This window comes from Parvibaculum sp. (assembly GCF_035511255.1).
Classification (GTDB): domain Bacteria; phylum Pseudomonadota; class Alphaproteobacteria; order Parvibaculales; family Parvibaculaceae; genus Parvibaculum.
In genome coordinates this window covers 1-11992 of record NZ_DATKFR010000386.1, presented here as the reverse complement: position 1 = coordinate 11992, position 11992 = coordinate 1, and the positions used below count along the sequence as shown (strand labels likewise).

11 protein-coding genes and 2 pseudogenes are annotated in these 11992 nt (G+C 65.0%); 4 read left to right on the top strand and 9 right to left on the bottom strand.

Features of this window, described 5'->3' with window-relative positions:
• From VMR03_RS14810 to VMR03_RS14800, 3 genes and pseudogenes are all read left to right on the top strand, one after another.
• Positions 1-876, top strand: a pseudogene (locus VMR03_RS14810) (aminomethyl-transferring glycine dehydrogenase subunit GcvPB); the annotation flags it as partial.
• Positions 877-889: 13 nt separating this feature from the next.
• Positions 890-2137: a serine hydrolase gene (locus tag VMR03_RS14805; RefSeq protein ID WP_325406553.1), complete on the top strand. Its 1248-nt coding sequence runs from the start codon at positions 890-892 to the stop codon at positions 2135-2137.
• Positions 2137-2694, top strand: a complete 558-nt coding sequence (locus VMR03_RS14800) for a nucleotidyltransferase family protein (RefSeq protein ID WP_325406551.1) — start codon at positions 2137-2139, stop codon at positions 2692-2694. Before VMR03_RS14805 ends, VMR03_RS14800 begins: the two co-directional genes overlap by 1 nt.
• 117 nt (positions 2695-2811) lie before the next feature.
• Here the strand turns inward: VMR03_RS14800 and VMR03_RS14795 are convergent, their stop codons facing one another.
• The 9 genes from VMR03_RS14795 to VMR03_RS14755 form a co-directional block, all read right to left on the bottom strand.
• Positions 2812-3594 (bottom strand): dienelactone hydrolase family protein, encoded by a 783-nt coding sequence (locus tag VMR03_RS14795; protein ID WP_325406549.1) that lies wholly within the window; start codon positions 3592-3594, stop codon positions 2812-2814.
• A 111-nt stretch (positions 3595-3705) separates the two neighbouring features.
• Positions 3706-4194 (bottom strand): ATP F0F1 synthase subunit B, encoded by a 489-nt coding sequence (locus VMR03_RS14790; protein WP_325406547.1) that lies wholly within the window; start codon positions 4192-4194, stop codon positions 3706-3708.
• Positions 4195-4198: 4 nt separating this feature from the next.
• The gene (locus tag VMR03_RS14785) at positions 4199-4816 is read right to left on the bottom strand and encodes a F0F1 ATP synthase subunit B (RefSeq protein WP_325406545.1); all 618 of its coding nucleotides are present in this window, start codon (positions 4814-4816) and stop codon (positions 4199-4201) included.
• A 73-nt stretch (positions 4817-4889) separates the two neighbouring features.
• The gene (locus VMR03_RS14780; RefSeq protein WP_325406543.1) at positions 4890-5114 is read right to left on the bottom strand and encodes a F0F1 ATP synthase subunit C; all 225 of its coding nucleotides are present in this window, start codon (positions 5112-5114) and stop codon (positions 4890-4892) included.
• Between the two features lie 92 nt (positions 5115-5206).
• On the bottom strand, positions 5207-5986 hold the full coding sequence (locus tag VMR03_RS14775) for a F0F1 ATP synthase subunit A (protein ID WP_325406541.1): 780 nt from the start codon (positions 5984-5986) through the stop codon (positions 5207-5209).
• An 11-nt stretch (positions 5987-5997) separates the two neighbouring features.
• Positions 5998-6405: an AtpZ/AtpI family protein gene (locus VMR03_RS14770; protein WP_325406539.1), complete on the bottom strand. Its 408-nt coding sequence runs from the start codon at positions 6403-6405 to the stop codon at positions 5998-6000.
• Positions 6406-6664: 259 nt separating this feature from the next.
• Positions 6665-10123 carry a chromosome segregation SMC family protein gene (locus tag VMR03_RS14765; protein WP_325406537.1) on the bottom strand — a complete coding sequence of 1153 codons (3459 nt, stop codon included), beginning with the start codon at positions 10121-10123 and terminating at the stop codon, positions 6665-6667.
• A gap of 56 nt (positions 10124-10179) precedes the next feature.
• Positions 10180-10908: a DsbA family protein gene (locus VMR03_RS14760; protein WP_325406535.1), complete on the bottom strand. Its 729-nt coding sequence runs from the start codon at positions 10906-10908 to the stop codon at positions 10180-10182.
• A gap of 87 nt (positions 10909-10995) precedes the next feature.
• Positions 10996-11553: a DUF721 domain-containing protein gene (locus VMR03_RS14755; protein ID WP_325406533.1), complete on the bottom strand. Its 558-nt coding sequence runs from the start codon at positions 11551-11553 to the stop codon at positions 10996-10998.
• 257 nt (positions 11554-11810) lie between these two features.
• Between VMR03_RS14755 and VMR03_RS14750 the strand changes: the two are divergent.
• Positions 11811-11992: pseudogene (locus VMR03_RS14750) on the top strand (A/G-specific adenine glycosylase); the annotation flags it as partial.

Genomic DNA, 11992 nt, shown 5'->3' with positions numbered 1-11992 from the left:
GTCGCGGCGATCATGCTGACCAATCCGAACACTTGCGGATTGTTCGAGCGCGACATCATCGAGATTGCGGACGCCGTTCACGCGGCAGGCGCTTATTTCTATTGCGACGGCGCCAATTTCAACGCCATCGTCGGCCGGGTGCGGCCGGGCGATCTCGGCGTCGATGCGATGCATATCAACCTCCACAAGACCTTTTCGACGCCGCATGGTGGCGGCGGTCCCGGCGCCGGCCCGGTGGTGCTTTCGGAGGCGCTGGCGCCTTTCGCGCCATTGCCTTACGTCGTGCATGGCAAGGAGGGGTTCCGTCTCGTCGAGACGGAAGGCGAAGCGAAGGCCGACGGCACGCATCCTTTTGGAAGGATGGTCGCCTTCCACGGCCAGATGGGCATGTTCGTGCGCGCCATGGCCTACATGATGAGCCATGGTTCGGACGGGCTCAGGCAGGTCGCCGAAGACGCGGTGCTGAACGCCAATTACGTTCTCGCCTCGCTGAAGAACGATCTCTCGGCGCCGTTCGAGGGACCGTGCATGCATGAAGCGCTCTTCGACGATCGCTTTCTGAAAGGCACCGGTGTCGAGACGCTCGACTTCGCCAAGGCGATGATCGACGAGGGCTATCATCCGATGACCATGTATTTCCCGCTGGTCGTCCATGGCGCGCTCCTGATCGAGCCGACCGAAACGGAATCGAAGCACACGCTCGACCAGTTCATCGGCACGTTGAAGCATCTCGCCCAGGCCGCGAAGGGCAACGACAAGACGCGATTCACCGGCGCGCCGCATTTCGCGCCGCGTCACCGGCTCGACGAAACGCTGGCCGCGCGCAGCCCCGTTCTGCGCTGGCAGGCTGCGACACCGAAGCAGGCAGCCGAATAAAACGAAGGGAGGAATGATGGGGAAGGGATGGACGCCCAGGCGCATCGCGCTTGGAGCGGTACTGGCTGTTGTCGCAATTGTTCTTGTCGTCGGTGTCGCCAAATGGCGCGACATCGAGCGGGCGCGGTTCGTTGCGAGCATGTTCTCGGGCGCCGACCAGGTCGAGCATTTCCGCGGCATGGACGGCATTTTCCCGTCGCGCGTCTTTCATCGCGCGGGGCCGGTTTACGATATTCCGCAAGGCGCTCCGCTGGTGCTGCCGGCGAGCTATACGTTCGGCGGCGAAACGCGCGATACGCAGAAATTTCTCGCCGATGTCGATACGACCGGGCTCCTGGTCATTCGCGACGGCAAGGTTCTGCATGAGGAATACTGGCGCGGCAACGACAAGGACACGCGCTGGATTTCCTGGTCGGTCGGCAAGTCCTTCATTTCGGCGCTGATCGGCATTGCGGTCCATGAAGGCAAGATCCAGAGCATCGACGATCCGCTGACGAAATATGCGCCGGAGCTGAAGGGCACCGGCTATGACGGCGTCAGCATCAAGAACGCATTGCAGATGTCGTCCGGCGTGCGCTGGAACGAGGATTACAGCGACAAGAATTCCGACATCGGCCGCTTCGGGCGCACGCTTGCCTTTGGCGGCTCGATGGTCGAGTTCGCGAAGACCCTCGGCCGCGCCCATGCGCCCGGCACGATCAATCATTACAACAGCATGGATGCGCAGGTGCTGGGCCTCGTGCTGCTGCGCGCGACCGGAAAGAGCCCCAGCGAATATCTCGAGGAGAAGATCTGGTCGAAGATCGGCGCGGCGCGCGACGGTTACTGGGTGCTCGACGACACCGGGACGGAGCTTGCAGCCGGCGGCGTCAATGTCACGCTGCGCGACTATGCGAAGTTCGGCCTTCTTTATCTCAACGAGGGGAAGGACTGGCAGGGCGAACAGCTGGTGCCGGCCGACTGGGTGAAAGCCTCGCATACACCCGACGCGCCGCAGCTGATGCCCGGTAAGCGCGACACGTCGGACAGCGCCTGGGGTTACGGCTATCTCTGGTGGCTGCCGGAAACGGCGGACGGTCCTTATTCCGCCGTCGGCATCTACAATCAGTTCGTCTATATCGATCCGGCGCGGCATCTCATCATCGCCAAGACCTCCGCGAACCATCTCTACGGCACGGACAATACCGAAAAGAGTTTCCGCGAGGACGAGACCATCGCGGTCTTCAAGGCGATTGCCGCGGCATCCGACAAGGTGAAGTGATGGACACACGGGGCTTCCTCGATCTCGCGCTCGCCAACGAGGTGAACCGCGCGATCGTGGAGCGCCTGCCGCGTCTCGACCTCGCCGATGCCTGGCTCGTTTCGGGCTCGCTCTTCCAGACCGCGTGGAACATGCAGACCGGACGCGCGCCCGGCTATGGCATCAAGGATTACGACGTCTTCTATTTCGATACGGATACGTCGTGGGACGCGGAAGACGACGTCATCCGCCGCTGCGCCGATCTCTTCGCCGACCTCGGCGCGGAGGTTGAAATCCGCAATCAGGCGCGTGTGCATCTCTGGTATCCCGAGAAATTCGGGATCGACTATCCGGCGCTTTCCTCGTCGACGGAAGGCATCGACCGCTTTCTCGCGCCGGCCTGCATGGTTGGCATCCAGCCTGCCGGCATGGCCGTCTATGCGCCTCATGGCTTCGACGACATCGAGACCATGACCATCCGCCCGAACCGCGTCGCGAATTTCAGCGCCGAGCGCTATGCGGAAAAGGCGGCACGGTGGAAAGAGAAGTGGCCGGAGCTGACGGTGATCGAAGCCTGACTTTTCGGCCTCGCCCTTCGAGACGGCTGCTGCGCAGCCTCCTCAGGGTGAGGATTTATTCTGTACGTGATCCTCACCCTGAGGAGCCGCGAAGCGGCGTCTCGAAGGGCGAGGCCATCACGCTGTCTTCAGCCGCTCGACGAAAAAGGCGACGACGCGTTTGGCCGCTTCCTTTGTCGGCTGTCCGTCTTCGTCGATCAGATCCTCGGTCAGCACCGAATGGGGTTTCGGCTCGGGCGATTTCGGGTTGGCGTATTTGTCGTCGATCTCGATCCCTTCGAAGGCGTCGCCCAGCTCGCGGCGCAATGTCTCGAAGCGCTCGCCCGGCGAGGTGATGTCGCCCTTGAAGCGCAGGCCGAGCACCTTGTCGCCCTTTGAGCAGCGCTCCTTCAGGCAGGTCAGTTCCTCGGGGCTCACATGAAGCGCCGCCTTGCGCGCCGCGCCGAAGGGGAAGGGCAGCGAGGGTTGCGAGAGGACCGGCGCCATCAGCGCCGGCTCCATCATCATCGAGAGTGCGAAATTGCCCGAGAAGCACATGCCGACCGTGCCGACGCCCTTGCCGCCGGCTTCCGCATGGGCGTGGCGGGCGAGCGCGCGGAGCCAGTTCGTCACCGGGCTCGAGCGGTGGCCGGCAAGGACGTGGAATTCGCGGCTGATGCAGATCTTCGCCAGCGATTTCAGGGCATAGCCGACGGTCGGCGCGGGGCCCGCCTCGCCGACCAGCAGCGGCATGTAGACGCGAAAGCCGGCGTCGACGACCCAATCCGCAAAGCGCGTGACGTGAGGCGTGATGCCCGGAATTTCATGAATGACGATGACGGCCGGCCCGTGGCCGCGCACATAGACGGGCTTCGTCACCCCCTCATGCGTGAACTCGGTCTGGGTATAATCGCTGAGCATCGTCCCCTCCCCGGATGTGCCCGCCAAGGCTAGCCGAGCCGAGGGAGTGGCGGCAAAGAAAAACCCCGCCTCCGGGAGGCGGGGTTTGTCATCTTCGGAACGGATGTCCGCTCAGTGGAACTTCGAGAGATCCCCGATCGCGCTTTCGACGAGGGTCGCATCCTTTGTGGCGTCGACCTTTTCGGCGATCAGCTTCTGCGCGGCGCCGACCGCGATCTCGGCGGCGACGGCGCGGACTTCCTGCAGGGCCTGCTTCTCGGCCTGGGCGATCTTGTCCTCGGCGACCTGCTGGCGGCGCTCGACCAGCGCCTTGAGGTTCGCCCGGGTTTCGGCGGCGAGGCGCTCGGCCTCGGCCTTGGCCTGGACGACGATCTCGTCGGCTTCCTTCATCGCTTCGGCCTGCCGGCGCTGGTAGGAGGCCAACAGCGTCTGCGCCTCTTCGCGCAGGCGGCGGGCCTGATCGAGCTCGTTGGCGATCTCGTTGGAGCGCTTGTCGAGGACGCCCGCGAGCATCCCCGGCACCTTCATGTAGATGGCGATGGCGATGAAGATGATGAGGGCGACGAGAACCCAGAATTCGCCGGTTGCGAGTACATGCATCGTCTCAACTCCGCTTCAGTGCGGCGTCGACCGCGCGTTCGGCCGCCGCCTTGTCGGCATCCTCGCCGAGCAGGCGCGAGACGATGGCGCCGGCGACATCGACCGCCACGAGGCGGACATTGGCGAGCGCCGCAGCCTTGGTCTTTGCGATGCTCTCTTCGGCCTTGGCGATCTTGCCGGCGAGCTCGGCTTCCGTCTCGTGACGCTGCCGATCGGTTTCGGCCGACAGACGGTCGCGCGTTTCCTGCGCGATCGTGTGCGCCTTGGCGCGGGCTTCGGCGAGCGCCTTTTCATAGGCGGCGATCGCCGCATCCATCTGCTCTTTGGCCAGAGCCGCCCCTTCGAGATCGGAAGAGACGCGGTTGCGCCTGTCCGCGATCACGCTTGCGATGCGGGGCAACGCAAGACGCGACATCAGCAGGTAGAGCACGCCGAAAACGATCACGAGCCAGAAGATCTGGGACGAGAAGGTGTTGGCATTGAACGGGGGAAAGCCCGTGCTATGCGCTTCCTGCGGAACGCCCGTCTCGGTCATGACGTGGTCCGCAGCCGCGTTCTCCGCCCCGGGCGTCGCGCCCGGTTCGATGATCGCGCCTTGATTGACCGCCGACTCTTCAGCCATTTGGCACTCCAGTTAGGCACTGCCCGATCGCCGGCCGCCCTTGCGGAGCGGCCAGCACCCGGACGAAGGTCGATCAGGCGAAGAGAAGGATCAGCGCGACGAGCAGCGAGAAGATGCCGAGCGCTTCCGTGACGGCGAAGCCGAAAATCAGGCGGCCGAACTGGCCGTCGGCAGCCGCCGGATTGCGCAGCGCGCCGGCGAGGTAGTTGCCGAAAATCGTGCCGAGGCCGATGCCTGCGCCACCCATGCCGAGGCAGGCGATGCCGGCGCCGATGAACTTTGCTGCTTCTGCGTCCATAACCAAGTGCTCCTTAGGGTTGTCCGGTTAGTCCATGGGAACGGCGACATGCCGAACCGATCTCGTGAAATCGATGTTGCGCGCGTCCGGCCTCAATGGCCCGGATGCATCGCGTCGTGCAGATACATGCAAGTCAGGATCGCGAAGACGTAAGCCTGCAGCGCCGCGACCAGAACCTCGAGCGCCGTCAGCGCGACGATCATCGCGAGCGGCAGCGTCGCGCCGGCCCAGCCGGCCGCGCCCATCGAGGTGAAGGTGATGACGAAGCCCGCGAAGACCTTTAGCGTGATGTGTCCGGCCAACATGTTGGCGAAAAGACGGACGGAATGGCTGATCGGGCGCGAGACGTAGGAGATGACCTCGATCGCGACCACGAGCGGCAGCAGCACGATGGGCACGCCCGACGGCACGAAGAGGCCGAAAAACTTGAAGCCGTGGAGATAGAGGCCGGTCAGCGTGACGCCGAGGAAAACCGTGATCGCCAGCGCGAAGGTGACGATGATGTGGCTCGTGACGGTGAAGGCGTAGGGGTAGAGGCCGATCATGTTGGCGAAGAAGATGAACATGAAGAGCGTGAAGACGAAGGGGAAGAAGCGCATCGCGTGATGGCCGGCATTGTCCTCGACCATCTTGTGGATGAAGTCGTAGAACATTTCGGCGGCGGCCTGGAAGCGGCCCGGAACCACCGCGCGCTTGCCCATCGCCAGAACCGTGAAGCCGGTCACGACGAGAGCGGTCACGACCATCCACAGGCTGGAATTGGTGAAGGAGACGTCGATGCCCCCGATCTCGAGCGGAACGATCTTGTGAACCACGAACTGGTGCAACGGATCGACCGGGAAACCACCCTGAGCATGTTCGGCTGTTGCCACGGCGCTTGACCTTACTTTTTATCTGCGGGCGTCTGCCCGCTCTGATCCTGCTTCGCTCCGGCGCTCTTGCGGGATGCATCGAATTCCCGTGTCGCGCGAAGCACATTCCTTACGCCGGCCACCGTGCCGAGCCCCAGAAAAACGACGAGGCAGATGGGCGAGGTGCCGAACAACCGATCGAGGCCCCAGCCGATACCCGCGCCCACCAGAACACCCGCGACGAGTTCCGAAGACAGTCGGAGGGCGACGCCCATATCGGAGGGCCGGCTTTCGGCCTTATCCTTATCCGGCTCGGGACGAGTCCATTTTGCCGTTTTGCGCGCCGCCTGAATCCGCTGATCCAGATCGGCGAGCGATTTCTCGTCGGCAGGCGGAAGACCGCCGTCGTTTCGAGCCCCGGGTTCCTTCTTGTCAGCCAAACGCGCGCTCCGCCGTCAAAAAGGCCCAGCAAAACTGCTTCGAAACCGCGAAAGCCCCGCCTCAAGCCGCGCGCACCCTACTTGCGGGCATAATGCCTGTCAAGAACCGGGTAACTTACTTTAAGTCCTTGTGTAGAAAGAACAATTCCGCGCTCTATTGCCCTGCGTCAATCGGCCTCGCTGGCGCGATGAGTCGCAGCCGTAGCCGGATGTGAAAAAGGCCCCCGAAGGGGCCTTGATCGGATGGTTTGGGAAGGCTTCAGGAGGCTTCGAGGAAGCGTTCGGCGCGTTCGAGGTCGACTGAAACCAGGGTCGAGACGCCGCGTTCCTGCATGGTGACGCCGAAAAGGCGGCTCATGCGGGCCATGGTCAGCGCGTGGTGGGTGATGATCAGGAAGCGCGTATCGGTGGTGCGCGTCATCTCTTCCATCAGGTCGCAGAAACGCTCGACATTGGCGTCGTCGAGCGGCGCGTCGACTTCGTCCAGCACGCAGATCGGCGAGGGGTTCGTCAGGAACACCGCGAAAATCAGCGACATCGCCGTCAGCGCCTGTTCGCCGCCCGACAGCAGCGACATGACCTGCAGGCGCTTGCCCGGCGGACGGGCGTAGATTTCGAGGCCGGCTTCCAGCGGGTCTTCCGATTCGGTGAGCTTCAGATGGGCTTCGCCGCCGCCGAAGAGATGCGTGAAGAGGCGCGAGAAATTCGAGTTCACCTTCTCGAAGGCTTCGAGCATGCGCTCGCGCCCTTCGCGGTTGAGGCTGCCGATGCCCTGGCGGAGCTTCGCGATGGCGCTGACGAGGTCTTCGCGCTCGGTCGTCATCGTCTCGAGCTGTTCGGTCAGTTCGCGCGATTCTTCCTCGGCGCGGAGATTGACGCCGCCGAGGCTTTCGCGCTCGCGCTTCAGGCGGTCGAGCTTGGCGTCGGTCTGTTCGAGCGTCGGCAGTTCGGCGCCCTCTTCGAGGTTGGCTTGCGCCAGCGCCTGGGCCGGCTCGCATTCGAGGACTTCGCGGACGCGGGCTTCCGATTCGGCGAGGCGTTCGCGCGCGCCTTCGACGAGGCCGTCGATGCGGGCGCGTTCCTCGCGCGCTTCGCCGAGATGCGCCTGGAACTCGCGGGCGAGTTTCGCGCAGTCGGATAGCCGGCGTTCCGATTCCGCCAGCGCATCGGCGGCGTGGCTGCGGGTCGCTTCGGCGATGCCGATCAGGTCGAGCAGCGCGTGACGCTTCTCCTCGATCTGGGCGGGAATGCCTTCGAGCGCCTGCAATTCGCCAAGGGCTTCGTCCTGACGTTCCTCGAGCGTCGCGATCTGGCGTTCGGCATTCGTCGCGCGGTGTTCCCACTGGCCGCGTTCCTGCGCGATGACCGAGAGACGCCGTGTGCGGGCTTCGGCCTCGCGGCGCAGGCTTTCGTGCTGGGCGCGGGCTTCGGCGAGCTCGATCCTGAGCGCCGCCACCTGATCGCGGAGATCGTTGGCGCGGTTGCGCAAATCCGCGTCCGGCTGCAATCCGGCGAGAGCGACTTCCGCTTCTTCGAGCGCGCGGGCGGCTTCGCCGTGATCGCCGGTCAGGCGCTCCTGCGCTTCCGTCAAGGCGGCGAGGCGGTTCAACTGCGCCGAGGCCGCGCGCTCGGCGGCGGCAAGCGCGTCGCGGATGCGGTTGTGTTCGGCCTGCGCGTCGCGCTGGGCGCGGCGGGCTTCCTGTTCGGCGGCGAGCGCCTGTTCGGCGGCGACGCGGCTTTGCTCGAAGGCGGCGCGGGCATCGGCGGCGAGATCGCGCGCGCCCTGCAATTCGCCTTCGAGATCGGCGAGACGGTTCCTCTGTTCGAGACGTCGCGCGGCGGCGGTCGGCGCGTCGGCGGCGGCCGTATAGCCGTCCCAGCGCCAAAGAGCGCCCTCGCGCGTGACGAGGCGCTGGCCGGGCTTCAACTCGCGCTGCAGGCGCTTGCCATCGGCGGCATCGACGACGCCGATCTGCGAGAGGCGGCGCGAGAGTGCGTCAGGCCCGCGCACGAATTGCGCAAGCGGCGTCGCGCCGTCGGGCAGCGAGGGCGCGAGATAAAGCGCGGGCAGCGTGTCCCAATGAACGGGCGCAGCGACGTCGCCCGGCACGGCGAGATCGTCGCCAAGGGCGGCACCCAGCGCCGTCTCATAACCATGCTCGACATGCACCGCGTCGATCATCGGCGGCCAGAGGTCGCTTTCATCGACCGCAAGAAGATCGGCGATGGTCTTGGCCTGAGCCGCGAGATCGCCGGCGCGGCGTTCCGACACCTGCATCGGTTCGCGGGCGGCTTTCTCGGCCTCCTGCGCGCGGGTGCGGGCGTCCTCGGCGTCGAGCGCGGCGCGTTCGGCTTCTTCCATGCGTTGCGCCGCCATTTCGAGTTCGCTCGATTGCAGCGCGATTTCGGCCTGCTTTTCGGCGGCGTCGGCGAGCGATGCCTGCTCCACCGCGATTTCGTCGAGCTGGCGCATCAGCTTTTCAATGCGGGCGCGGGCGGCCTCGATGGAGCGTTCGAGGCTCTGGCGTTCGGCGGCGAGACGGGCGATTTCCTGATTGAGGTTGTCGAGTTCGCCTTCGCGCGTCGCGAGGGAGGCTTGCGTTTCCTCGACGCGGGCCTCGGCCATCATCCGCGCTTCGTCCTGACCGTCCGCGGCGGCGTTCAATTCTTCGGATTCCGCGTCGAGACGCTGAATGGCGCTCCGCGTGTCCTCGATCAGATGGCGTTCGCGGGCGAGATCCTGGCTGATCTGATCGAGCCGCGCGGTGAGGCGCTGGGCCTCTTCGCGGGCGCGGGCTTCCTCGGCGTCGAGATTGCCGCGTTCGATAGTGAGGCGATGGAGCTTCGCCGCTTCCTGCGCCTCGGCGTCGCGAAGCCCCGGCAGAACTTCGGCGGCATCCGCTTCGGCGACGCTCGCGGCGGCGGCTTCGCGGGTCAGTTCGGTGACGCGCGCGTCGGTGGCGACGAGGCGGTCTTCCTCGCGCTTCAGCCCCTCGACCGATTGCGTCCACTTCAGATGGAGATGGATCGCTTCCGTCTCTCGGATCTGGCCGGAGAGGTTGCGATAGCGCACGGCCTGTCGCGCCTGGCGCTTCAGGCTCGCGAGCTGGGATTCGAGCTGCGCCACGACGTCGTCGAGGCGCGTGAGGTTGGTTTCGGCGGCCTTCAGCCGAAGCTCGGCCTCGTGGCGGCGCGTATAGAGGCCGGTGATGCCGGCGGCTTCCTCGAGAATGCGGCGGCGGTTGATCGGCTTCGAGGAAATCAACTGCGCGATCTGGCCTTGCCGCACCAGCGCCGGCGAATGGGCGCCGGTGGAGGCGTCGGCGAAGAGGAGCTGCACGTCGCGGGCGCGGACTTCGCGGCCGTTGATGCGATAGGTCGAGCCTTGATCGCGCTCGATCTTGCGCGAGACCTCGATCGTCTCGCAGTCATTATAGGCGGCGGGCGCCGAGCGATCGGCATTGTCGATGACGAGCGTGACTTCGGCATGGTTGCGCGCCGGCCGCCCGGCGGTGCCGGCGAAGATCACGTCTTCCATGCCGGTGCCGCGCATGTTCTTGAACGAGTTCTCGCCCATCACCCAGCGCAGGGCCTCGAGCAGGTTCGACTTGCCGCAGCCGTTCGGTCCCACGACGCCGGTGAGGCCCGGCTCGATGATGAGATCGGTCGTGTCCACGAAGGACTTGAAACCTGAAAGACGCAGCCTGTTGAACTTCACTTTGGTCTCGATCTTTGCTCGAAGTTTGTCCTGATCGGCGAAATACGCCGGTTCGCTTACTGATGCGGCTCAGCCGGTGTCGCTTCGCCGGCCGGGGTCGCCTCGCCGGCAGGTGCGGGCGTCGCGGCCCCTTCGCCGCCGGGCAGATGCTTCTTCAGCGCCGCCTCGAAATCGGCGTAGGGAATGGCGCCTTCGACCTTCTCGCCATTGATGAAGAAGGTCGGCGTCGACCGCACGCCGAATTCCTGTCCGCCACGCTCGGCAACCGTCTTCACATGGTTGAAGATCGTCTGATCCTTCATGCAGGCGTCGAACTTTTCTTCCGAAAAGCCGCCCTGCCGCGCGATGTTCTTCAAGGCTTCCATCGGCGTGTCGACAAAGGCCCATTGCGACTGATTGGCGAAGAGAACCTCGACGAAGCCGAAATAACGCTCGGGCCCCGCGCAATGGGCGAGCATGAAGGCCGCCGTCGCCACCGGATCGAAGGGGAAATCGCGCAGCACCCAATGGACCTTGCCGGTGTCGATGTAGTTCCTCTTCACCTCGGGGAAGGTGTCTTTCGAGAATTCCGCGCAATGCGAGCAGGTGAGCGAGGCATATTCATAGACGGTGACGGGCGCGTTCTTGTCGCCCAGCTCCATGTCGCCGAGCGGACCCGGCACCGCGAGTTCCTTTTCGAAGGCGGAGACGTCGCGCGTGCTGATCGAGGCGGTGTCCAGCGTGTCCTTGTGGCCGAAGGCGCGCCAGGCCCCGTAGCCGAGCGCCGCCACGGCCAGAACGGCCACCACCGCTATCGCGATAACCCGATTTTGATTCACTTTGAGCGATCCCTACAAGATGTTGAGGCATTATGACCCCGGGGGCCGGCCCTCTCAATCAAACCTTTGGGTTGCGCGGGCCCGAGAATCGGGCAACCGGGCACTTGTCCCCAGGATTCTTTGGCCGAGCCGTTCGAGCGCGGATTTGAGCGCCGGCTCGCCGATGGGGTCGAGGCTCCGAACGAGCGCATCCCGCTCGCCTTGCGTGAGCGGACGGAACTTGCGGCGGCGGCTTTTCGGCCGGGGCGGCAGGGGGCCTTGTACCAGTTTCAGTCGGGCGACGGCCGTATATCCATAATATCCGTTGATCCGCTCGACGATCTGGGGCTCCAGATGGCGGATTTCGAGAGCGATGGGCCCGTCGACGCGCACCGTCAGGGTGGCGCTGCCCTGCGGCCCCCGGCCTTCATTGGGCGTCCGGGGGAAAGCGAGCTTTTCAGGCGAGCAATATTCTGCCAGCGCCTCGCCGATGATAGCCGGCCAATGGGCGAGGATATGGCTCTGGCTGAAGCCGCGCTTCCTGAAGATGTCGCGGGTGATCGCGGGTACGCGCGCGCCGATGGGCGGCGTCTGGTAGCGCATCGGGGCGATGGGGCGGCCATATCGGGTCATGGCCCATTCTGACTCGAAAACGGGCAGGGAGCGATTCCCCTTGTCGCCCCGGCCTCGCCGCCCCAACCCCACCTTGTCATCCCGGGCTTGTCACTTTGATCCTGGATTTTGTCACCCCGACCTTGTGCCGGGGCCCAGGGGCCGCTTGCTCCGAGCTTGTTGCCCGTGGGTCCCGGGACGAGCCCGGGATGACATCCATGTTGTTGAAGCGACGGGTCGGATTGACGCGGACGTGGCATTCGCGCGATGAGTGACGGATGGCCAAACGGTCCCTCAACTTGAAGAGCGAAGCTCCCTCCGTCGCGCAACGGCTGCTCGGTTGGTACGACATCCATGCGCGGGTCCTGCCCTGGCGGTCGCGGCCGGGCGTGTTCGCCGATCCTTACGCGGTCTGGCTCTCCGAGATCATGCTGCAGCAGACGACGGTCGCTGCCGTCGG

Bases quoted from the DNA above. Each gene is read 5' to 3' on its own strand.
- VMR03_RS14805 (WP_325406553.1), top strand. From the start codon at position 890: ATGATGGGGAAGGGATGGACGCCCAGGCGCATCGCGCTTGGAGCGGTA.
- VMR03_RS14780 (WP_325406543.1), bottom strand. From the start codon at position 5,114: ATGGACGCAGAAGCAGCAAAGTTCATCGGCGCCGGCATCGCCTGCCTC.
- VMR03_RS14755 (WP_325406533.1), bottom strand. From the start codon at position 11,553: ATGACCCGATATGGCCGCCCCATCGCCCCGATGCGCTACCAGACGCCG.
- VMR03_RS14790 (WP_325406547.1), bottom strand. From the start codon at position 4,194: ATGCATGTACTCGCAACCGGCGAATTCTGGGTTCTCGTCGCCCTCATC.
- VMR03_RS14800 (WP_325406551.1), top strand. From the start codon at position 2,137: ATGGACACACGGGGCTTCCTCGATCTCGCGCTCGCCAACGAGGTGAAC.
- VMR03_RS14785 (WP_325406545.1), bottom strand. From the start codon at position 4,816: ATGGCTGAAGAGTCGGCGGTCAATCAAGGCGCGATCATCGAACCGGGC.
- VMR03_RS14795 (WP_325406549.1), bottom strand. From the start codon at position 3,594: ATGCTCAGCGATTATACCCAGACCGAGTTCACGCATGAGGGGGTGACG.